The sequence below is a fragment of the Mycolicibacterium sp. XJ2546 genome (assembly GCF_053483195.1).
The window spans coordinates 24,022-44,745 of record NZ_JBEFRW010000017.1; the positions used below are offsets into that span (position 1 = coordinate 24,022).

Consider the following 20,724-nt stretch of genomic DNA (forward strand, 5'->3'; position numbering starts at 1 on the left):
CTACCTGGACAGGGCGCGCACGGCCGTGGCGAACGCGTCGCCGCGGTGCCCGTAACTGCTGAACTGGTCGAAGGATGCCCCGGCGGGCGCCAACAGCACGGTGTCGCCGGGTCTGGCCAGCTCGCGTGCGGCGGCGACCACGGCTGACATCACCGCCCGTCCCGTCTCATCTGTCCCATTTGCCCCAAGCATCCCAGAATCCTCCCCCGTCACAGGCGTAACAACGGGGACATTCGGTGCGTGTCGCGATAACGCCTCGGCAATCAGCTCGCGGTCGCGCCCGATCAGGACGGCGGCGCCCAGCCGGTCCACCACGGCGGCCACCAGGTCATCGACCGAGGCACCCTTGAGCAGGCCGCCGGCGATCCACACCACCCGCGGATAGGCGGCGATCGACGCCTGGGCGGCGTGCGGGTTGGTGGCCTTGGAGTCGTCGACATAGGTGACGCCGTCGACCGTCGCGACGACTTCGGCGCGGTGCCTGCCGACCGTGAACCCGCGCAGCGCGGCGGCGATGGTTTCGGCCGGCACGTCGACCGCGCGGGCCAACGCGGCGGCCCCCAACGCGTCGAGCACCCCGACGGGACCCGCGACCGGGATCGACGCCGCCTCGGCCAGCCGGACCTGGTCGCCGAACGCGTTGTCGATCAACATCCCGTCGCGCACGCCGAGTTCGCGCTCCCCCGGCTCGCCGAGCCGGAAGCCGGTGCGGATGTCTGCGGCGGCGGTGTCGAGCAGGCCCGCGGCGATGGGATCGTCGAGCCCGACGACGCCGACGCGGCCGTCGAGCACGCGGGCCTTGTCGGTCGCGTACGCCTGCAACGATCCGTGCCAGTCCAGGTGGTCTTCGGCGACGTTGAGCACCACACCCGCATCCGGTCGCAGCGACGGTGCCCAGTGCAGTTGGAAGCTGGACAGCTCGACGGCCAGGATGTCCGACGGTTCGGCGAGCACGTCGAGCACCGGGTTGCCGATGTTGCCGCACAGCAGGGCGCGCCGTCCTGCCGCCACCAGCATGGCGTGCAGCATCGAGGTCGTAGTCGTCTTGCCGTTGGTGCCGGTCACCACCAACCAGCGGCGCGGCGGCCCGAACCGGCCCGCGCGATCCAGTCGCCACGCCAGCTCGACGTCACCCCAGATCGGCACGTTCGCCGCCGCCGCCGCGGCCAGCACCGGGGTGGTCGGCGCGAACCCGGGGCTGGTGATCACCAACGCGTACTCGCCGATGCTCGCCTCGGCCTCGGCGGTGGTGACGACGCGGGCCGGCGTGATGAGCCGCTGCAGGGCCAGCGGGTCGTCGTCGCAGATCGTCAGCCGCACCCCGGTGGGTTCGAGCACGGCGCTCACCGAGCGCCCGGTCAGCCCGGCGCCGGTGACCAACACCCGGGCGCCCGGCACCAGCGGGGCGAGGTCGGACATCTCAGGCCCCGACGGTGGTCAGCCACTCGCTGTAGAAGAGCGCCACGCCCAGACCACAGGCGATCGCCGTCAACAGCCAGAACCGGATGATCACCGTCGTCTCGGCCCAGCCCACCAGCTCGAAGTGGTGGTGGAACGGCGCCATCCGAAACACCCGGCGTCCGGTGGTGCGGAACGCCAGTACCTGCACCACCACCGACACCACCTCGGCGACGAACAACGCGCCGAGCACCACGGCGAGCATCTCGGTGCGGCTGGTCACCGACAGCCCGGCGATGATGCCGCCCAGCGAAAGTGAACCGGTGTCGCCCATGAAGATCTTGGCCGGTGCGGCGTTCCACCACAGAAAGCCGATACACGCGCCCGCGGTGGCGGCCGCGACGATCGCCAGGTCCAGCGGGTCGCGCACGTTGTAGCAGCCGAGTCCGGGGGTGGTGGCGCAGGCGTTGCGGAACTGCCAGAACGTGATCAGCACGTAGGCCGCGCACACCATCGCCATCGCACCGGCCGCCAGCCCGTCCAGGCCGTCGGTCAGGTTCACCGCGTTGGACCAGGCGCTGACGATCAGCACGCAGAACAGCACAAAGATCAACGGCGGCAGCGTGACCGTGGCGATCTCGCGGACGTAGGACAGGTCGGCGCTGCCCGGTGTCAGCCCGTCGGCGTTGCGGAATTGCAGGGCCAGCACGCCGAAGATGACTGCGGCGGTCAGGATGCCGACGGATTTCGCGGTCTTGTTCAGGCCGAGGTTGCGCGATCGCCTGATCTTGATCAGGTCGTCGGTGAAACCGACCAGGCCGAGCGCGGTGGCCAGCGCCAGCACCAGCAGGCCCGAGGCCGACGGGCCCTTACCGTCCATCACGACGCCGACCAAATGGGTGCCCAGGTAGCTGGCCCAGATGCCGGCGACGATCGCCACCCCGCCCATCGACGGGGTGCCGCGCTTTTTGTGGTGGCTTGGCGGGCCGTCCTCGCGGATCTCGTGGCCGAAGCCCTGCCGGGTGAACAGCCGGATGAGCACCGGGGTCAGCAGGATCGAGACCGTCAGCGCGATGCCGACGGCGATGAGGATCTGTCTCATCTGTTGGCCCCGTCAGCGGTGCCCGCCGCCAGCGCGTCGGCCAGCGGCCCGAGCCCCGCCGCGTTGGACGCCTTCACCAGCACCACGTCGCCGGGCCGCAGTTCGGCCCGCAGCAACGCCAACGCGGCGTCGGCGTCGGCGACCATGGTCGCCTCGGGGCCCCACGATCCCTCCATCACCGCACCGTGGTGCATGGCGCTCATAGCCCTCCCGGTTCCTACGACGATGAGTCGTGACACATCTAATCGCACGGCAAGCCGACCGATGTTGTCATGCTCAGATATCGCGTCATCGCCGAGTTCGGCCATTTCGCCGAGCACCGCCCAGCTGCGGCGTCTCCCGCCCACGTGCGCGATGGCGGCCAGCGCTTTCAACCCGGCCCGCATCGAGTCGGGGTTGGCGTTGTATGCGTCGTTGACGATCGTCACACCGTCGTCGCGGGTCACGACCTCCATGCGCCGTTTGGACACCGGGGCGGCGGCGGCCAGTGCGGTGGCCACCTGCTCGAGCGTGGCGCCGCATTCGAGCGCGACCGCGGCCGCGCACAGGGCGTTGGACACCTGATGGTCGCCGTGTACCGCCAGCGCGACGTCGACCTGCTGATCGGCGGCGTGCAGGCGAAACTGCGGTCGGGCCAACGCGTCCAGCGTCACCGCATCGGCCCACACGTCGACGTCGGCGGTGCCCGGTTTCCGGCTGACCCGGACCACCCGGGCGCGCGTCTGATCGGCCATCGCCGCCACCGCGGTGTCGTCGATGTTGAGGATCACCGCACCGTCAGAGGGAACCGCTTGGGGCAGTTCGGCTTTCGTCGCCGCGATGGCCTCACGCGAACCGAACTCGCCGAGGTGCGCGGTGCCGACGTTGAGCACCACGGCGATCGAGGGGACGGCGATGGCGGCCAGCGCCGCGATGTTGCCGCGATGCCGGGCCGACATCTCCAGCACCAGGAAGTCCGTGGACTCCGTCGCGCGCAACACCGTCCACGGATGGCCGAGTTCGTTGTTGAACGAGCCGGGCGGCGCGACCACCTCGCCGAGCGGCGCCAGCAGCGCAGCCACCAGGTCCTTGGTCGACGTCTTGCCCGAGGAACCCGTGATGCCGACGACTTTGAGCCCGCCGTCGACCAGTTCGGCGGCCACCGCGGCAGCCAGTTTGGCCAGCGCGGCCAGCACCGCCGCACCCGAACCGTCGGCGTCATGCTCGAACACCAGGCCACCGCGGTCGGTCGCCGAAGGTGTGGGGTCCACGACGACGGCGGGCACCCCGACCGGGCGGGCGGCCAGCACCCCGACCGCCCCGGCGGCGACGGCGGCCGCGGCGTGGTCGTGCCCGTCGGCGCGGGCACCGGGCAGCGCGAGGAACAACCCGCCGGAAGTGACTGCGCGCGAGTCGAACTCGACAGTTCCGGTGACTTTGGTGGCCGCGGCCTCCTGCACGCTGATGTCGGTGAGCCGGCCCCCGACGATGTCGGCGATCTGGGCCAGCGACAGGGCGATCATGTGCGGTGCTCCAATGCTTCCAGCGCGCCGGCCAGCACGTCGCGGTCGTCGAACGGGCGGGTCTGGCCCCGGCTGGTCTGCCCGGTTTCGTGGCCCTTACCTGCCACCAGAACAACGTCGCCTGGCGCCGCCCACGCCACCGCGTGTTCGATCGCCATGCGGCGGTCACCGATTTCGACCACCTCGGCGCTCCCACCGGCCGCACCGGCCACGACCGCCGCGCGGATGTCCGCGGGGTCTTCGTCGCGGGGGTTGTCGTCGGTGACCACGACCAGGTCGGCAAGTTCGGCGGCGACGCGGCCCATCGGGGCGCGCTTGCCGGCGTCTCGGTTACCGCCGGCGCCGAACACCACGGCCAAGCGGCCGGTCCGGTGCGCGCGCAGCGTTTCGAGCACGGCCTGCAGCGCACCGGGTTTGTGAGCGTAATCGACCAACGCAAGAAACGCCTGCCCGCGGTCGACGGCCTCGAGCCGGCCGGGCACTGTTGCGGTGCGCAGCCCGGGTGCGGCCTGCTCGGGGGAGGCGCCGACCGCGTCGAGCAGCGCCACCGCCAGCAGGCCGTTGGCGACGTTGAAGTGGCCGGGCAGGCCGATGCGCAGCCGGTGATGCACGCCCGCGGGGTCGACGGCGATGAAGTCCTGTGCGGGCGCCGAGCCGGTGTCGACCGCGCGAATGTCCTCGACGCGCCAGTCGGCGTCGCGGCCGGTAGTGCTCACCGATATCGGCCGGTGCGCGCGCGCTGCCATCGCGCATCCCGCGTCGTCGTCGACGCACACCACCGAAACGTCGGCGTGCGTGGGTGATTCGGGGTCGAACAGGCGGGCTTTGGCGTCGAAGTAGTCTTGCATCGTCGGGTGGAAGTCCAGGTGATCACGCGACAGGTTGGTGAACCCGCCGACCGCGAAACGCACGCCGTCCACGCGCCCCAGCGATAGCGCGTGGCTGGACACCTCCATGACGACCGTGTCGACGCCGCCTTCGAGCATCAGCGCCAACAACGCCTGCAGATCGGGGGCCTCCGGGGTGGTCAGCACGCTGGGCTGGTCGCGCCCGTCGATACGGATGCCGACGGTGCCGATCAGCCCCGCGACCCGGTCGGCCGCGCGCAGCCCCGCTTCGACCAGATAGGTGGTGGTGGTCTTCCCGGACGTGCCGGTCACGCCGATGACGCGCAGCTTCTCCGACGGATGCCCGTACACGGTGGCCGCCAACTCGCCGAGCACCGTTCGCGGCGCGGGATGCACCAGCACGGGCACCGCGATGTCGGCGCCGATATGTGCCAACCCGTCGGGGTCGGTCAGCACGGCCGCGGCCCCGCGGGCCAACGCTTCGCCGACGAAGCGGCCGCCGTGTGAGGCGGACCCGGACAGCGCGGCGAACACGTCACCGGGCCGGACATCGCTGCTGCGCAGCGTCACGCCGGTGATCTCGATGTCGGGCACCGGGCCCGGTGCGGCAGGTGCCGCCGCCAGCTGCTCAGCGAGCTGCGCGAGCGCGGCGCCGGCAGGTTGGCGGGGACGCAGGTTCATCGCGGATGACACAGTACCGGCCGGCCACCGGCGTCCGGCCGCAAGCGGTGCTCTGCGCAGGTCAGTCGGCGACCAGCACCAGCGGCGCGCCGGGGTCGGCTGACAGCGGCACGTTCTGGCTCTGCAGCAGCCAGGACATGATGTTGTGGAACAGCGGCGCCATCGAGCTGCCGGGTTCGCCGTCGGCCGCCCGGTCCGGGTCGTCGGCCATGACCCCCACGACGTAGCGCGGATCCTCGGTCGGGGCCATGCCCGCGAACGTGATCCAGTAGACGTCGCTGTAGTAGCAGCCGCACGCCGGGTTGATCTTCTGCGCGGTGCCAGTCTTGCCCGACACCTGGTAGCCCTCGATGGCCGCCTGCGGTCCGGTGCCCTGCTGCACGCCGCGGGGATCGCGTTGGACGGGCGCGCGCAACATGTCGCGGACGGTCTTGGCGGTCTGCGCCGACACCACCCGAACCCCCTCGGGACGCGGCTCGTTGGTACGGGTGCCGTCGGGTGCGACCGTGGTCTTGACGATCCGCGGCGGAATCCGCACACCGTCGTTGGCGATGGTCTGGTACATCCCGGTCATCTGCAGCAGGGTCATCGAAAGGCCCTGCCCGATGGGCAGGTTCGAGAATGTGCTGCCTGACCACTGGTCGATCGGCGGCACGATGCCCGCGCTCTCACCGGGCAGGCCCACCCCGGTGCGCTGGCCGAGCCCGAACTGGCGCAACAGATCTGCGAACCGCTCCGGGCCGATCCGCTGCGCGAGCATCAGCGTGCCGACGTTGGACGACTTCCCGAACACCCCGGTGGTGGTGTAGGGCATGACGCCGTGTTCCCAGGCGTCGCCGACGGTGACGCCGCCCATGTGGATGGAACCGGGCACCTGCAGCACCTCGTCGGGTTGGGACAGCCCATATTCGATGGCACCCGCCGCGGTGACGATCTTGTTGACCGAACCGGGTTCGAACGGTGCGGACACCGACGGGTTGCCCAGTTCCCGGTTGTCCTGTCTGCCGATGTCCTGGGAGGGATCGAAGGTGTTGTCGTTGGCCATCGCGAGCACCTCACCGGTTTTCGCGTCGAGCACCACGGCCGACAGGTGCTTGGCACCGGACAGGTTCTTGGCCTGCTGCACCTGCTGTTGCACGTAGAACTGGATGTCGTCGTCGAGGGTGAGCATGACCGTGGAACCATCCACCGCGTCGTGGCGGTTGCGGTAGCTGCCCGGGATGACCACACCGTCAGAGCCGCGGTCATAGGTGATCGACCCGTCGGTGCCCGCCAGCGCCGCGTCGAGCGAATCCTCAAGCCCCAAGAGGCCGTGCCCGTCCCAGTCGATCCCGCCGATGATGTTGGCGGCCAGGGAGCCACCCGGGTACTGGCGCAGATCTTGACGCTCTGCACCGACTTCGGGGTACTCCGCCCGGATGGCCTCGGCAATGGCCGGGTCCACCGCGCGCGCCAGGTAGACGAACGTTTCGTCGCTTCGCAGCTTCTTGAGCACCGTCGTCGCGTCGGGCTTGTCGTTCAGCCGCGACGCGACTTCTGCGGCGATATCCCGCAGTCGTTCGTCGGGGTCGGGCGCATCGGAGGTCTTCGCCCTGGCCTCCTCCAACTGTTTGCGCACCTTGGCCGGTTGAAAGGTCAAGGCGCGCGCCTCGATCGTGAACGCCAGCTTGTCGTTGTCGCGGTCGACGATCGCCCCGCGCACCGCTTTGTCGACGTCGGTGACCTTGAGTTGGCTTGCGGCCTCGGCGCGGAGGCCCTCGGCGCGCGGCACCTGCAGGTGGAACAGCTGCGCGGCGGCGACGACGAGCAGCAGGAAGATCACGGCGTTTCCGGTGCGGTGCCGGAACACGAACGACGCGCTGCGCAGCCCGCTGTCGACGATGGGTGAACGGGTACGCCGCGCCTTGGCCGAGCGCTCCTGTGTGGTGGCGGTCGCACGTTTGGCCGGGCGGGGCTTGGGTTTTGCCGTTCGCCGGTTCTGGCGCTCGCCGCGGCTCATGCCGGAGCGCCGACCGCGGGCGCGGGCACGGGCACGGGTGCGGGTGCGGGTGCGGGGACCGGGAGCGGTTGTTGCATCCCGGGCACCGGCCCCGGCGGGCCCTGCGCGGGTACGTGCGGCACGGCACCGGGCACCTGCGGCACCTGCGGTACCTGCGGCACGACGCCGGGCGCCTGCTCCGTCGTGGACGGTAACCGAACCGAGCGCTCGAGCGGTTCGACCACCCGGGGCGCGGGCGACGAGGGCGGTGGCGGCGGTGCCGCCTCCGGCAGCGGTGTGTTCAGCGGCGGCGGCGGAACGCCCTCCGCGGGTTTCGGCGTGCCGACCACGATCCAGTTACCCGCCGGGTCCTGCACCAGGTGCGCGGTGTCACGCGACGGGATCATGCCGAGTTCGCGAGCCGCCTCGGCCAACGCCGGTGCGGCCTGCGCCTCGAGCACCTCGCGTTCGAGGGCTTCCTTCTGTTGCAGGAGCGCCTGGTTGGTCTCGCGGGCGTTGCCGAGTCGATAGGAACGCTCCGCGGCGTCGGTGGACAACCACAGCGTGATGCCGAGGCCGAAGCCCAACGATCCGATGACCAGCACCACGAACGGCACCCGGGCGACCAGGGTCCGGGGGTTCAGGTCGATCGATGCGAGTTTGACGATGAGCCGCTGCCGAAGTGGTGGCCGGATAACCTTGGGCGCCTTGGCTTTACGCGCTTTGGCTCGGGCCTTGGCTTGGCTGGTGTTCTTCGGCCGGGCCGGTCTCGAGACCGGGCGCCGGATCGGACCGGTTTGCGGCGCCGAGCGGGCGGCGCGCTGCTCGCGAGGCGGTTTGCGCCGTGGCGGCGCATCGGCCGTGCGGCGCTGCGGATTGCGCGCGTTACGTGGTTCGCGCGGGTTGCGCGGATCCCGCCGACCCTTGTCGTTGCCGCGCACCGGCGCTTTACGCTTGGCCTGCTTGGGTTTCACGCCGCTCCCCTCACCTTTTCCAGTGCTCGTAGCCGGACAGATGCACTACGCGGGTTCAGTTCCATCTCCGCAGGCGCTGCCCGTTCGGCGCCGCGGGTCAATGCGACGAACTGCGGTTCGTGCCCGGGCAATTCGACGGGTAGACCGGGAGGTGTGCGCGACGCCGTCGCGGCGGTGAACGCATTCTTGACGATGCGGTCCTCCAGAGACTGATAGGCCATCACCACGATCCGCCCGCCCGGCGCCAACGCGGATAGCGCCGCGGGCAGCGCCGCGCGCAGCGAGTCCAGTTCGCCGTTGACGACGATGCGCAGCGCCTGGAAGGTGCGCTTGGCCGGATGGCCACCGGTGCGCCTGGCCGGCGCCGGGATCGCCTGATACAGCAGTTCGACGAGATCACCTGTGGTGGCAAACGGTTGCCGAGCGCGACGGCGGACGATCTGGGCGGCGATGCGACCGGCGAAGCGCTCTTCGCCGAATTCGCGCAGCGCGCGGGTCAGCGACTTCTCGTCGTAGGTGTTGACGACCTCGGCGGCTGTCAACGTGGCGTCGGGGTCCATCCGCATGTCCAACGGTGCGTCGGCGGAATAGGAGAACCCGCGCTCGGTGCGGTCGAGCTGCATCGACGACACCCCGAGATCGAACAGGATGCCTTGCACGAGCATGGAGTCTTTGCTTGTCCAATAACCGGTTTCACCCAGAACGCCTTCGATGCCGTCGTAGCGGGTGCGCACCAACATCACCCGGTCGCCGAACGGGGCCAACCGTTCCCCGGCGATCCACAGCGCGTCGGGGTCGCGGTCCAGCCCGATCAACCGCAGACCGGGAAACTGTGTCAGGAACCGTTCGGCATGTCCGCCCGCGCCCAGCGTGGCGTCGACCAACACGGCGCCGGTGCCGTCGGAACTGTGCCGGGTCAGCGCCGGTTCGAAAAGTTCGACACAGCGGTCGAGCAGGACCGGCACGTGACCGTGAGCTTCCGGGGCCATCGCAATACCTCTCGCATATGCCCTTTTCCGACCGAGCAGCGGGCCCGCTGCACCGGGGTCCCTGTCCGAGAGCACGGACCTGGCGTTGGGGAAGTACGCCAGGGCCGGTTCGGGCAGAGGCCGCGATGCACGGGCCGCATGCCGGTCAGCCACCGAATCAGATGATGTCGTGCAGAGCTTCATCGGTGGCCGCGGAGAAGTTCTCTTCGTGCGTCTGCTGGTACTCCTGCCATGCCGTGGAATCCCAGATTTCCAGGTAGTCAACCGATCCGATCACCACGCAGTCCTTGGACAGGTTGGCGTAGCGGCGATGATCGGCGGACAGCGTGATACGGCCCTGCGAATCGGGATGCTGTTCATCGGTGGCAGCGGCCAGGTTGCGCAGGAACGCCCGCGCCTCCGGGTTGCTGCGCGAGGCCTGCGACGCCCGTCGCGCCAGCTTTTCGAACTCAGCGCGCGGGTACACGGCCAGGCTGTGATCTTGGCTCTTGGTGACCATCAACCCTCCTGCCAGCGCGTCGCGGAACTTGGCGGGCAGCGTGAGCCGCCCCTTGTCGTCGAGCTTCGGCGTGTAGGTGCCGAGAAACATCTCGCCAACCTCCAACTGCCCGGCCTGTCAACAGAGCCCCGGTCGCTCCGTTGTCCGCCACTTTACCCCACAATCCCCCACTTTGCCCCCAATGCAGCGTGTCAATGTCGCGACTTCCCCACCCAACGCCACGAGCACCGGTCGGCGGTAACCCCGCGAACAGCAAAACGGCAGGTCGTAGCGGGTGGGGTGAAGTGGGGGCGAGCGGGGCACGAAAAAAGGGGCAGCCCGGGCGGGCTACCCCTTCTTCGGTGTCAAACTATTCGTCGAAGCGGCGGCGGAAACGGTCTTCCATACGGCTGGTGAACGAGCCGCCGGCGCCCTTGGCCTTCTTCTGCCGCGGTGCGCCCGGCTCGGGAGAGCGGTCACGGCCGCCGACCACCCGCGGGCCGGTGATGGCGAACACCACCCCGCCGAACATCACCATGAAGCCGATGACGGACAGAACCGGAAAGCCGCTGATCTGGGTCGCGGGGAACGCAACACCGGAGACCAACAGCGCCAGACCGACCACGAAGAGCGCGGCGCCCTGGAGGCGACGCCGCGCCGAGGGAGCGCGCAAGGTGCCACCACGAACGCTGGACGCGAACTTGGGGTCCTCGGCGTAGAGCGCGCTCTCGATCTGGTCGAGCATGCGCTGCTCATGATCGGAGAGTGGCATTCGTCCCTCCCTCGAAACCCGGGGCCGACCCGGCCATCTCAAAAACTAAACAGTCGCACCCGCCGCAACGGGCACCTAACAGTCATGATACGAGGTCTACCTGAGCCGTACCACCTTGTTGGACCCCCGATTGTATGACGTGCGCCGCCGCTGGGAAGCAGCAGCATGTCACCGAATAATGGAACCAGACCCCGCACCACCCCTTGGAGAAGGCGAGAACAGTTGGCGACACATCTCATCGATCTGTCGCCGAGCGATATGCAACGCCGGCTCGGTGACGCCCTGGCGGTGTACGTCGACGCCATGCGGTACCCCCGCGGCACCGAAGCTCAGCGCGCCTCGATGTGGCTGGAGCACACCCGCAGACAGGGCTGGAAGGCCGTCGCCGCCGTCGAAGCCGCCGACAACGACGCCGAGGCGGTTTCGCAGGCGCCGATGCTCGGCATCGCCTACGGCTACTGCGGCGCACCCGACCAGTGGTGGCAGCAGCAGGTGGTGTCCGGTCTGCGCCGGGTGGGCGCGGACCGCTCGCGGATCTCGGAGCTGATGACGAGCTACTTCGAGCTCACCGAGCTGCACATCCACCCCCGCGCTCAGGGCCGCGGGCTCGGTGAAGCGTTGGCGCGCAGGCTGCTCGCCGACCGCGCCGAGTCCTACGTGCTGCTGTCGACACCGGAGATCAACGGCGAGTCCAATCGGGCCTGGCGGTTGTACCGACGGCTCGGCTTCACCGACATCATCCGCGGCTACCACTTCGCCGGAGACCCGCGCGCCTTCGCCATCCTGGGCCGGTCGCTGCCGCTTTGACGTGTCGATCTGGCACGATGACCACGTGCCGGCCCTCTTCAAGCGCGGCAGCAGAACCCGGCTGCTGGCTGTTGTTCTGGTGTTGCTCGTGGTGTTGCCCACGGCTGTGGGGTGTGTGCGGATCCGCGCGTCGATCACCGTCTCCCCCGACGACCGGGTATCCGGGCAGATCGTCGCGGCAGCCATTCCGCGCAACGCCGACGACAAAGGCCCGCAACTGCTCAACAACCTCCCGTTCTCCAACAAGGTGGCGGTGTCGGAATACGAACGCGACGACTACGTGGGCTCGCGGGCGGTGTTCTCCGACTTGACGTTTGCCGAGGTCCCGCAGCTGGCCAACATGAACCGCGACGCCGCGGGCGTGGACATCTCACTGCGCCGCGCCGGTGACCTCGTGATCCTCGAGGGCCGCGCCGATCTCACGTCCCTCAACGATCCGGAGGCCGACGTGTCGTTGTCGGTGTCGTTTCCCGGAGAGGTGACCTCGACCAACGGTGATCAGGTCTCCGCGGAGATCGTCCAGTGGAAGCTGCGCCCCGGCGTGGTCAGCACGATGAACGCCCAGGCGCGCTACACCGATCCCAGCGCCCGCTCGTTCACCGGCGCCGCGATCTGGCTCGGGCTGGGCTCGCTGGCGGTGGCCGGCCTCATCGGCGCGCTGGCGTATCTGAGCCGCGACCGGTCGCCCCGCGTCGGCGGCCCTGCGCCGTAACCGGCGACGGCCACCGCCTGAGTTGCTAAATGCCCAGCTGCAAGCTCTACTCTGAATGCGACTCGGGCCGGGGTAGAAACGCACAGCGAAAGGGGCGCCCTCTGAGCGTGCACACTGTGGCACCGTCAGCCGTCGAGTTGGCCGGCGCCGTCACCGAACAGCTGCGTGAGGTGCTGGCCGAACGCGCCGAAGACGGCGCCTACATGGGCCCCGCCTACGCTGAGCTGACCGCCGCGCTGGAGGAATTTGTGCTGCGCGGCGGCAAACGGCTGCGGCCCGCGTTCGCCTACTGGGGCTGGCGCGCGGTCGCCGACCACGACGCGGACCCACTCGACCCGCAGGCGCTGCGGCTGTTCTCCGCCCTTGAGCTGCTGCATGCCTGCGCGCTGGTCCACGACGACGTCATCGACGCCTCGGCGACGCGGCGCGGGCTGCCCACCGTGCACCGGCTGTTCGCCGACCGGCACCGCGCCAACGCCTGGCACGGGCCTTCGGAACAGTTCGGGGTATCAGCGGCCATCCTGCTGGGCGACCTCGCGTTGGTGTGGGCCGACGACATCGTTGCGACGGTGGATCTGCCGGCCGAAGCCCATCGGCGGGTGCGCCGGATCTGGGCCGCGATCCGTTCGGAGGTCCTCGCCGGCCAGTACCTCGACATCGTCTCAGAGGCCAGCGGCGCCGAAGCGGTGGAGTCCGCGATGACGGTCAACATCTACAAGACCGCGTCCTACACGATCTCGCGTCCGCTGCAGTTGGGTGTCGCCGCGGCCGCCGACCGGCCCGAGGTGCTTGCGGCGTTCCACGAGATGGGCAATGACCTGGGCGTCGCGTTCCAGCTGCGCGACGACGTTCTCGGCGTGTTCGGCGACCCCGCCGTGACCGGTAAACCGTCCGGTGACGATCTGCGGTCGGGCAAGCGCACGGTGCTGCTGGCCGAGGCGATCGAATTGGCCGACAAGAACGATCCCGCGGCCGCCAAACGGTTGCGCGCCGCCATCGGCACCGAGCTCTCCGACGCCGCGGTGAAGGACCTGTGCCAGATGATCGAGTCGGTGGGCGCGTTGGCCGCCGTCGAACAGCGCATCGCGGAACTGGCCCAACGAGCCCTGCACACACTGGACGCGGCACCGATCGACGAACACGCCAAAGCCGGGCTGGCCGAGCTCACCAGATTGGTAGCGAACCGGTCCGCCTAGAGACATGACGACCTCCCTGGTACAACACCTTTCGCGACTGACGTCGTTCGCGACATCCCCGCAGGCACAACCCGCCCGGCTGGGCTTTCTGGGAGCCCTGTTGATCGCGGCAGGCGGGCTGGGCGCCGGCAGCACCCGACTGCACGATCCGCTGCTGGAGTCGATGCACGTGTCGTGGCTGCGCTTCGGGCACGGGCTGGTGTTGTCTTCGGTGCTGATGTGGGCCGGCGTGGCGCTGATGCTGGTGGCGTGGCTGTGGCTGGGCCGTCGTGTGATCGCCCGCACCACAACCGAATACACGATGGTCGCCACCACCGCGTTCTGGCTGGCTCCGCTGCTGCTCAGCGTTCCACTGTTCAGCAGGGACACCTATTCGTACCTGGCCCAGGGCGCGCTGCTGCGCGACGGCTTCGACCCCTATGCCGTCGGCCCCGTCGACAACCCGAACTCGCTGCTGGACAACGTGAGCCCGATCTGGACGACGACCACCGCGCCGTACGGGCCCGGCTTCATCCTGATCGCCAGGTTCGTCACCCAACTGGTCGGCGAGGACATCGTCGCGGGCACGTTGCTGCTGCGGCTGTGCATGCTGCCCGGTCTGGCGCTGCTGATCTGGGCCGCGCCGCGGGTGGCCAGACATGTCGGCGCCGACGGGCCGACTGCGCTGTGGATCTGCGTGCTCAACCCGCTGGTGATCATCCACCTCATGGGCGGCGTGCACAACGAGATGCTGATGGTCGGGCTGATGATGGCGGGTATCGCGCTGGCGTTCTCCGGCCGCCACGGCTGGGGTGTGGGCCTGATCGCCGCCGCCGTCGCGGTGAAAGCCACCGCGGGGCTGGCGCTTCCGTTCATGGTCTGGGTGTGGGCCCGTGACCTGCGGAGCCGACGCGGCTACGGCGCGGCCAAGGCTTTCGTGATCGCCACGGTGGCGTCCGCGGCGCTGTTCGTCGTGGTGTTCTCGATCCTCTCGCTCATCGCAGGCGTGGGCCTGGGCTGGCTGACCGCGCTCGCCGGCTCGGTGAAGATCATCAACTGGCTGACCATCCCGACCGCGGCGGCCAACCTGATCAACGTCATCGGCGGCCTGTTTGGCGCGGTCAACTTCTATGCCGTGCTCGACGTCACCAGGATCATCGGCATCGCGATCATCGCGATCGCACTTCCGTTGCTGTGGTGGCGTTTTCGCCATACCGACCGGGAGGCGCTGGTGGGGATCGCCTGGGTGATGGTCGTGGTGGTGCTGTTCGTGCCCGCCGCACTGCCCTGGTACTACACCTGGCCATTGGCAGTGGTTTCCGCGCTGGCGCAGACCCGGTCGGCGATCGCGGTGATCGCCGGGCTGTCGACATGGATAACCGTGGTGTGGAAGCCCGACGGGGCGCACGGAATGTACTCGTGGACGCACGTGCTGCTGGCCACGGCGTGCGCGGTGGTGGCGTGGTACGCGCTGTACCGGACGTCGGAGACGACCGAGCTCAATAAGCCACGACCGCGTGCGGTCAATAGGCCACGACCGCGGGCGGTCAATAAGCCATCGCCTGGGCCCGACGGACCACCTCGCGAGCCTGGTGGGAATGCAGCGCATCAACCGGCCGAGCATTGACCTGATTTTCGGTGCTGCCGTCGCGGCGGATGGTCAGCGATGGGTCCGGGGTGAACAGCCACCGCATGATCTCGGTCTCGTGATATCCCCCGTCCTGCAGGACGACGAGCAGACCGGTCAGGCTCTTGACCACATGTCCGGTGTCGTCGAAAAAGACCTTGGGCACCACCACCTCACCGTTTCGGCGCACGGCGATCAGGTGGCCCTCCTTGAGGTGCTGATGCACTTTGGACACCGGTACGCCGAGCAAGTCGGCGACCGCGGGCAGGTCGTACACGGCCTCATCGGGATCGAGAACATCTTCGGCGGCCGGAATGGTGCTCACCACATCGAGTCTAAGTCGAGCGGGCCGTCTCGTTAACATGTCTTCGGTGGAAGCCAACCAGCAATTGGATCCCCTGGGCGGGACCGTGCTGGATGGCCGCTACCGGGTGGACACGATCATCGCCACCGGTGGCATGTCGGCGGTATACCGCGGCCTGGACCTGCGGCTCGACCGGTCCGTCGCGGTCAAGATCATGGATTCGCGCTACGCGGGTGACACCCAGTTCCTCACCCGCTTCCAGCGCGAGGCGCGCGCGGTGGCCCGGCTGAAGGATCCGGGCCTGGTCGCCGTCTACGACCAGGGTATGGACGGTCAGCAGCCCTTTCTGGTGATGGAGCTCGTCGAGGGCGGCACGCTGCGGGAACTGTTGCGCGAACGCGGCCCGATGCCGCCGCACGCCGCCGCGGCGGTGCTGGCGCCGGTGCTCGGCGGGTTGGCCGTCGCTCACCAGGCCGGGCTGGTCCACCGCGACATCAAACCCGAGAACGTGCTGATCTCCGACGAGGGCGATGTCAAGATCGCCGACTTCGGCCTGGTGCGCGCGGTGGCCGAAGCCAAGATCACTTCCACCAGCGTCATTTTGGGTACGGCGGCCTATCTGTCGCCCGAGCAGGTCAGCACTGGCAACGCCGGGCCACGCAGCGATGTGTACTCGGCCGGCATCCTGCTCTACGAACTGCTCACCGGCGCCACACCGTTCACCGGCGACAGCGCACTTGCCGTGGCGTACCAACGGATGGACAACGACGTTCCCATGCCGAGCTCGGTGATCGCCGGTGTCCCAGCACAATTCGACGAGCTGGTGCTGCACGCCACCGCCCGCGACCCCGCGCAACGCTACGCCGACGCCCAGCACATGGCCGACGAACTGGACGCGATCGTCCACGAGCTGGGCCTGCCACCGTTCCGGGTGCCCGCGCCGCGCAACTCGGCACAGCACGCGTCGGCGGCGCTGCACCACAGCCGGCACCCATCACCGGCGCAGCCCCCGCCTCAGCACACCCGCGAGTTCACCCGCGACGACATCGCACCCGAACCCGAATATCGGCCTGCCACAGGGACATTCGCAGGTGTCGATATCGACGAGTTCTACTGGGCGCGCCAACGCACCAGACGGGCGGGATGGTTCTGGTTTCTCACGGTGCTGACCCTTACCGGCCTGACCGCCGCAGGCGCGTGGACGCTGGGCACCAACATCAGCGTCCTGCTGTAGCGGCCGGACTCTAGTCGCGCAGCATCTCCGCGACCAGGAACGCCAACTCCAGGCTCTGCTGGGTGTTGAGCCGCGGATCGCACGCGGTTTCGTAGCGGCCCGCCAGATCGGTGTCGGAGATGTCCTGCGCGCCACCGAGGCACTCCGTCACGTCCTCACCGGTGATCTCGACGTGGATGCCGCCGGGGTGAGTGCCCAGCGCCCGGTGCACCTCGAAGAAGCCCTGCACCTCGTCGACGATCCGGTCGAAGTGGCGGGTCTTGTACCCGTTGGACGACTCGTGGGTGTTGCCGTGCATCGGATCGCACTGCCAGATCACCTGGTGGCCGGTGGCCTGCACCTTCTCGATGATCGGCGGCAGGGTGTCGCGAATCTTGTTGTTGCCCATCCGGGTCACCAACGTCAGCCGGCCGGGCACGTTATTCGGGTCGAGGCGTTCGACGTACTCGACGGCCAGTTCCGGCGTCATCGTCGGGCCGATCTTGACGCCGATCGGGTTGGCGACCACTTCGGCGAACGCGATGTGGGCGCCCTCGAGTTGGCGGGTCCGCTCCCCGATCCACACGTAGTGCGCCGACAGGTCGTAGAGCTTTGGCTTGTGCTCCCCCGTCATACCTTCGGCGTCCTCGGTGGACAGTCGTAGCATCGCGCGCTCGTAGTCGAGCACCAGCGCCTCATGGCTGGCGTAGATCTCCGCGGTCTGCAGGTTGCGGTCGTCGACGCCGCAGGCGCTCATGAACGTCAACGCGCGGTCGATCTCACCCGCCAGCGCCTCGTAGCGCGCACCCGCGGGCGAGGTGCGGACGAACTCGCGGTTCCAGTCGTGCACCTGGTGCAGGGACGCCAGACCCGACGCCGTCAGCGCGCGCACCAGGTTCATCGCGGCGCTGGCGTTGGCGTAGGCGCGCACCAGACGTGACGGGTCGTGTTCGCGGACGGCGGGATCCGGCGCGAAGCCGTTGACCATGTCGCCGCGGTAGGACTTCAACCCGAGCGCGTCGATGTCCGACGAGCGGGGCTTGGCGTACTGGCCCGCGATCCGGGCCATCTTGACCACCGGCACGCTGGCGCCGTAGGTCAGCACCACCGCCATCTGCAGCAGCGTGCGGATGTTGGCGCGGATGTGGGGTTCGGTGTTGTTGACGAAGGTCTCGGCGCAGTCCCCGCCCTGCAGCAGGAACGCCTCGCCGCGGGCCACGTCGGCCAGGAGGCCCTTGAGTCGCTCGACCTCGGCGGGCACCGTCACCGGCGGAACGCTCTCCAACACCGTCCGCATGGTCTTGGCGTGTTCCGCATCCCAGCTGGGCTGTTGCACCGCCGGCTTGGCCAGGGCGGCGTCCAACCGCTGCCGCAGCTCATCGGGTAGCGGCGGCAGCGGGGGCAGCTGGTCGATGGGTACGTCGACGGTCCAGTTCACCCAATCATGGTAACGACCCCGCGGCCTCGGGACCCTCGGTGATCAGCCAGAACCGGAATAGGTTGTGGCGTGCGTCGACCAGCGCGTCGTGGCTGTCGTCGGGACGCGGCGGCATCCGCGGCGAACCGCGCTCTTCCCACAGTTGGCGCAGTTCACGGGTGAAGCGTGGCATCGCGGGCGGTAGCTCGGTCATCGGGCCCCACAGCTGACACAGCACCACGTGGTCGTAGGCGCCCACCCAGGCCCACAGCTCGATCGGCTCATTGCCGTCGACGCCGAAAAAATCCTCCAGCTCCGCGCGGATCTGCCGACGCGAACGCCACACCGCAGCCCCCGGCGACGGCAGTTTGGGCAGCACGTGCCTGCGCACCCAACTGCCCGCGCGTTCCGGATCGAATTCGGTTGAGACGGCGTAGTACTCACGCCCGTCCTCGGCGACGACACCGATCGAGATCAACTCGATGGTGCGGCCATCGTCGATGAACTCGGTGTCGTAGAAGTAGCGCACTAAACATGTTCCTTGTCGAGTTGCCTGGTGTGCGCGCGCTCACCCGGTGCCGGGGCGGCGCGGATCTCGCGGTCGAGTTGTTCGTCGACCTTGGCGTCGTCCGGAAACTTCGGCATCCCGGCGATGGCATCCTGCAGCCACAGCTTGGCCTGCACGACGGGTCGCCGCAGCCATCTTTCCCGTTCCAGCGCACGATGCATCTTGTGCGGGCGGTTGGTGTAGCGCCAGCGCGCCCACGGCGCGTGCGGCCGTGACAGCCGCACCGCGCCCACCACCAGCAGCGGGGTGATGAACATCCCGACCAGCCCGGTCCACACCTTGCCCTTGAGCAGCACGATGACCGCCAGCGCCAACGTGAACACCGCGATCGCGACGACGCTGGCCCGTGCGGCGAAGCTGTGGTCTTCGCGCCAGATCCCGATGTCGAAGAACGACAGCGGGTTGAATCCCAGGATCAGCAGACCCGCGACGGCCACCGCGACGAACACCGCATCGACCGACGTGCGTCCGTCCTCGGCCCAGTACACGTCCTCCAGATGCAGGATCAACGCGAACTCGTCGAGCACCAGCGCGGCCCCTATTCCGAAAATGATTGCTGCCGCCGTGAATTCGGGTACTCCCCCGTCGACCGCCAACGTCACCATCGTCACCCCGGAGATCATGACCAGGATCACACCGATAACCACGTGGTGGATGTGCAGCCCGCCCGTGCCGATATTGCGCGGCTGCCACCACTTGCGCGGCGCGTCGCTGTCGGCGTGGCTGCGGATGTACCGCACGATCGTGCGGGTGACGAAGAACGTCAGGATGAACGCGATCAGGCAGAAGGCCAGCGGTATCCGTTCCGGCGGGATCGCGAAGTCGAAGTTCAGGTCGGCGGGCACCCAGAAAACTTACGCCGACGTGCACGTGACACGGTCGGGATACCGGCAGACGCGCCGATGCGCCCCGATAGTCTGGGGCCCAACATGAGGATCTGGGGCTGGCGGCTGTTTCAGCTGCTCACCGTAGCGGCGTTGGGCTGGGCGGGCTGGCGACTGCTGGGCGGGCTGCCCTACCGCATCGACGTCGACGTGTACCGGATGGGCGGGCAGGCCTGGCTCGACGGCCGCCCGTTGTACGCCGACGGCGCGATGTTCGCCACCCAGGGCGGGCTGGATCTGCCGTTCACCTATCCCCCGCTGGCCGCACTCGTGTTTTCTCCGTTGGCCGTGCTGTCGCTGGAGGCCGCCGGTGTTGCGATCACCCTCACCACGCTGATCCTGCTGATCGTCGCGACCACGGTCGTGTTGAGCGGGCTGAACGTGTGGCCGCAGAGTTCGGTGACCAACGAGCCGGTGTGGCTGCGCCGGGCCTGGTTGGCGACCGCGATGGTCGCGCCGGCGGTGGTCTATCTGGAGCCGATCCGGTCGAACTTCGACTTCGGCCAGATCAACGTGGTGCTGATGACGTTGGTCATCGCCGACTGTGTGCCCCGCAAGACGCCGTGGCCGCGCGGCACGCTGCTCGGCCTGGCGATCGCGCTCAAACTCACCCCCGCGGTGTTTCTGCTGTATTTCCTGCTGCGCCGGGACACCCGGGCGTTGCTCGTCAGCGCCGCATCCGCGGTCGCCGCCACGCTGGTCGGCTTCGGGTTCGCCTGGCGCGACTCCCTCGAGTACTGGACCGAGACCGTGCGCAACACCGACCGCATCGGCACCGCGACGCTGAACACCAACCAGAACATCGCGGGCGCGCTGGCCCGGCTGGGGTTGGGCGAGGGCGTCCGGTTCGTGCTGTGGACGCTGGCGTGCTTTGCGGTGCTGGCGCTGACGGTGTGGGCGGCGCGACGGGTACTCAAGGTCGAGCCGGTGCTGGCGTTGATCTGCGTGGCGTTGTTCGGGCTGGTGGTCTCGCCGGTGTCGTGGTCGCACCACTGGGTGTGGGCGCTGCCGACCGTGTTGGTGGCCACGGTGGTGGCCTACCGCCGACGCCATGCCGCGTTGGCGGTGCTCGCCGTGGCGGGTCTCGCGCTGATGGTGTGGACTCCGATTCCGCTGATGCCCGAACACCAGGAGACCGCGGCACCGCTGTGGCGCCAACTGGTCGGCGGCTCCTATGTGTGGTGGGCGATCGCGGTGATCGCGGCGGCGGGCACGGTACCGGCGCGCTCGAAAACCGACGATCCGGCGCCGACCAACCCGGCGCATCGGCCGGTGCCTGCGGTGAACTAGCCGGC

19 protein-coding genes are annotated in these 20,724 nt (G+C 68.9%); 6 read left to right on the forward strand and 13 right to left on the reverse strand.

Annotated features, from left to right (window positions below; genetic code table 11):
• From murD to ABQE44_RS21735, 9 genes are all read right to left on the reverse strand, one after another.
• Nucleotides 1-1,419, reverse strand: a complete 1,419-nt coding sequence (gene murD / locus ABQE44_RS21695) for a UDP-N-acetylmuramoyl-L-alanine--D-glutamate ligase (protein WP_448431852.1) — start codon at nucleotides 1,417-1,419, stop codon at nucleotides 1-3.
• 1 nt (nucleotide 1,420) lies between these two features.
• Entirely contained in the window at nucleotides 1,421-2,500 is a 1,080-nt protein-coding gene (mraY, locus tag ABQE44_RS21700) for a phospho-N-acetylmuramoyl-pentapeptide-transferase (protein ID WP_448431854.1), read from the reverse strand.
• Nucleotides 2,497-4,002 (reverse strand): UDP-N-acetylmuramoyl-tripeptide--D-alanyl-D-alanine ligase, encoded by a 1,506-nt coding sequence (locus ABQE44_RS21705; RefSeq protein ID WP_448394221.1) that lies wholly within the window; start codon nucleotides 4,000-4,002, stop codon nucleotides 2,497-2,499. The genes mraY and ABQE44_RS21705 overlap by 4 nt, the downstream gene beginning before the upstream one ends.
• On the reverse strand, nucleotides 3,999-5,531 hold the full coding sequence (locus ABQE44_RS21710; RefSeq protein WP_448431856.1) for a UDP-N-acetylmuramoyl-L-alanyl-D-glutamate--2,6-diaminopimelate ligase: 1,533 nt from the start codon (nucleotides 5,529-5,531) through the stop codon (nucleotides 3,999-4,001). The genes ABQE44_RS21705 and ABQE44_RS21710 overlap by 4 nt, the downstream gene beginning before the upstream one ends.
• Before the next feature lie 61 nt (nucleotides 5,532-5,592).
• Nucleotides 5,593-7,530 (reverse strand): peptidoglycan D,D-transpeptidase FtsI family protein, encoded by a 1,938-nt coding sequence (locus ABQE44_RS21715; protein WP_448431858.1) that lies wholly within the window; start codon nucleotides 7,528-7,530, stop codon nucleotides 5,593-5,595.
• Nucleotides 7,527-8,483: a cell division protein FtsL gene (locus ABQE44_RS21720; protein ID WP_448431860.1), complete on the reverse strand. Its 957-nt coding sequence runs from the start codon at nucleotides 8,481-8,483 to the stop codon at nucleotides 7,527-7,529. Before ABQE44_RS21720 ends, ABQE44_RS21715 begins: the two co-directional genes overlap by 4 nt.
• Nucleotides 8,480-9,655 carry a 16S rRNA (cytosine(1402)-N(4))-methyltransferase RsmH gene (gene rsmH / locus ABQE44_RS21725; RefSeq protein WP_448431862.1) on the reverse strand — a complete coding sequence of 392 codons (1,176 nt, stop codon included), beginning with the start codon at nucleotides 9,653-9,655 and terminating at the stop codon, nucleotides 8,480-8,482. The genes ABQE44_RS21720 and rsmH overlap by 4 nt, the downstream gene beginning before the upstream one ends.
• Nucleotides 9,630-10,061: a division/cell wall cluster transcriptional repressor MraZ gene (gene mraZ / locus ABQE44_RS21730; RefSeq protein WP_448394226.1), complete on the reverse strand. Its 432-nt coding sequence runs from the start codon at nucleotides 10,059-10,061 to the stop codon at nucleotides 9,630-9,632. The genes rsmH and mraZ overlap by 26 nt, the downstream gene beginning before the upstream one ends.
• Nucleotides 10,062-10,320: 259 nt before the next feature.
• Entirely contained in the window at nucleotides 10,321-10,722 is a 402-nt protein-coding gene (locus tag ABQE44_RS21735; RefSeq protein WP_448394227.1) for an SCO2097 family morphological protein, read from the reverse strand.
• Between the two features lie 222 nt (nucleotides 10,723-10,944).
• Between ABQE44_RS21735 and ABQE44_RS21740 the strand changes: the two genes are divergently transcribed.
• From ABQE44_RS21740 to ABQE44_RS21755, 4 genes are all read left to right on the forward strand, one after another.
• Nucleotides 10,945-11,529: a GNAT family N-acetyltransferase gene (locus tag ABQE44_RS21740; protein ID WP_448394228.1), complete on the forward strand. Its 585-nt coding sequence runs from the start codon at nucleotides 10,945-10,947 to the stop codon at nucleotides 11,527-11,529.
• 25 nt (nucleotides 11,530-11,554) lie between these two features.
• Complete coding sequence (locus tag ABQE44_RS21745) at nucleotides 11,555-12,241, forward strand: LppM family (lipo)protein (RefSeq protein WP_448394229.1); 687 nt, start codon at nucleotides 11,555-11,557, stop codon at nucleotides 12,239-12,241.
• 107 nt (nucleotides 12,242-12,348) lie between these two features.
• Nucleotides 12,349-13,437, forward strand: coding sequence for a bifunctional (2E,6E)-farnesyl/geranyl diphosphate synthase (gene idsA2, locus ABQE44_RS21750; RefSeq protein WP_448394230.1), 1,089 nt, complete (start codon nucleotides 12,349-12,351; stop codon nucleotides 13,435-13,437).
• A 4-nt stretch (nucleotides 13,438-13,441) separates the two neighbouring features.
• On the forward strand, nucleotides 13,442-15,043 hold the full coding sequence (locus ABQE44_RS21755) for an alpha-(1->6)-mannopyranosyltransferase A (protein ID WP_448431864.1): 1,602 nt from the start codon (nucleotides 13,442-13,444) through the stop codon (nucleotides 15,041-15,043).
• Here ABQE44_RS21755 and ABQE44_RS21760 read toward each other — a convergent pair.
• On the reverse strand, nucleotides 14,964-15,368 hold the full coding sequence (locus ABQE44_RS21760; protein WP_448394232.1) for an Rv2175c family DNA-binding protein: 405 nt from the start codon (nucleotides 15,366-15,368) through the stop codon (nucleotides 14,964-14,966). The two genes, ABQE44_RS21755 and ABQE44_RS21760, sit on opposite strands and share 80 nt — an antisense overlap.
• 37 nt (nucleotides 15,369-15,405) lie before the next feature.
• Here ABQE44_RS21760 and ABQE44_RS21765 point away from each other — a divergent pair, with 37 nt between their 5' ends.
• On the forward strand, nucleotides 15,406-16,581 hold the full coding sequence (locus ABQE44_RS21765) for a protein kinase domain-containing protein (RefSeq protein WP_448394233.1): 1,176 nt from the start codon (nucleotides 15,406-15,408) through the stop codon (nucleotides 16,579-16,581).
• A gap of 10 nt (nucleotides 16,582-16,591) precedes the next feature.
• On the opposite strand, the gene ABQE44_RS21770 is transcribed toward ABQE44_RS21765, so the two are convergent.
• From ABQE44_RS21770 to ABQE44_RS21780, 3 genes are read right to left on the reverse strand one after another with little or no spacing between them, the layout of a single operon-like run.
• Complete coding sequence (locus tag ABQE44_RS21770) at nucleotides 16,592-17,998, reverse strand: class II 3-deoxy-7-phosphoheptulonate synthase (RefSeq protein WP_448431866.1); 1,407 nt, start codon at nucleotides 17,996-17,998, stop codon at nucleotides 16,592-16,594.
• A gap of 4 nt (nucleotides 17,999-18,002) precedes the next feature.
• A complete protein-coding gene (locus ABQE44_RS21775; protein WP_448394235.1) occupies nucleotides 18,003-18,506 on the reverse strand; it encodes a polyadenylate-specific 3'-exoribonuclease AS in 504 nt (167 codons plus the stop codon).
• Nucleotides 18,506-19,390, reverse strand: a complete 885-nt coding sequence (locus ABQE44_RS21780) for a hypothetical protein (protein ID WP_448394236.1) — start codon at nucleotides 19,388-19,390, stop codon at nucleotides 18,506-18,508. The genes ABQE44_RS21775 and ABQE44_RS21780 overlap by 1 nt, the downstream gene beginning before the upstream one ends.
• 84 nt (nucleotides 19,391-19,474) lie before the next feature.
• Here ABQE44_RS21780 and ABQE44_RS21785 point away from each other — a divergent pair, with 84 nt between their 5' ends.
• Nucleotides 19,475-20,719, forward strand: coding sequence for a glycosyltransferase 87 family protein (locus tag ABQE44_RS21785; protein WP_448431868.1), 1,245 nt, complete (start codon nucleotides 19,475-19,477; stop codon nucleotides 20,717-20,719).
• The last annotated feature ends 5 nt before the right edge of the window (nucleotides 20,720-20,724 follow it).

What these genes read in the sequence shown, in the direction of transcription:
- ABQE44_RS21755 (WP_448431864.1), top strand. Translation starts at nt 13,442, where the DNA reads ATGACGACCTCCCTGGTACAACACCTTTCGCGACTGACGTCGTTCGCG.
- ABQE44_RS21715 (WP_448431858.1), bottom strand. Translation starts at nt 7,530, where the DNA reads ATGAGCCGCGGCGAGCGCCAGAACCGGCGAACGGCAAAACCCAAGCCC.
- ABQE44_RS21785 (WP_448431868.1), top strand. Translation starts at nt 19,475, where the DNA reads ATGAGGATCTGGGGCTGGCGGCTGTTTCAGCTGCTCACCGTAGCGGCG.
- ABQE44_RS21765 (WP_448394233.1), top strand. Translation starts at nt 15,406, where the DNA reads ATGTCTTCGGTGGAAGCCAACCAGCAATTGGATCCCCTGGGCGGGACC.
- ABQE44_RS21735 (WP_448394227.1), bottom strand. Translation starts at nt 10,722, where the DNA reads ATGCCACTCTCCGATCATGAGCAGCGCATGCTCGACCAGATCGAGAGC.
- ABQE44_RS21710 (WP_448431856.1), bottom strand. Translation starts at nt 5,531, where the DNA reads ATGAACCTGCGTCCCCGCCAACCTGCCGGCGCCGCGCTCGCGCAGCTC.
- ABQE44_RS21705 (WP_448394221.1), bottom strand. Translation starts at nt 4,002, where the DNA reads ATGATCGCCCTGTCGCTGGCCCAGATCGCCGACATCGTCGGGGGCCGG.
- rsmH (WP_448431862.1), bottom strand. Translation starts at nt 9,655, where the DNA reads ATGAAGCTCTGCACGACATCATCTGATTCGGTGGCTGACCGGCATGCG.
- murD (WP_448431852.1), bottom strand. Translation starts at nt 1,419, where the DNA reads ATGTCCGACCTCGCCCCGCTGGTGCCGGGCGCCCGGGTGTTGGTCACC.
- mraY (WP_448431854.1), bottom strand. Translation starts at nt 2,500, where the DNA reads ATGAGACAGATCCTCATCGCCGTCGGCATCGCGCTGACGGTCTCGATC.
- mraZ (WP_448394226.1), bottom strand. Translation starts at nt 10,061, where the DNA reads ATGTTTCTCGGCACCTACACGCCGAAGCTCGACGACAAGGGGCGGCTC.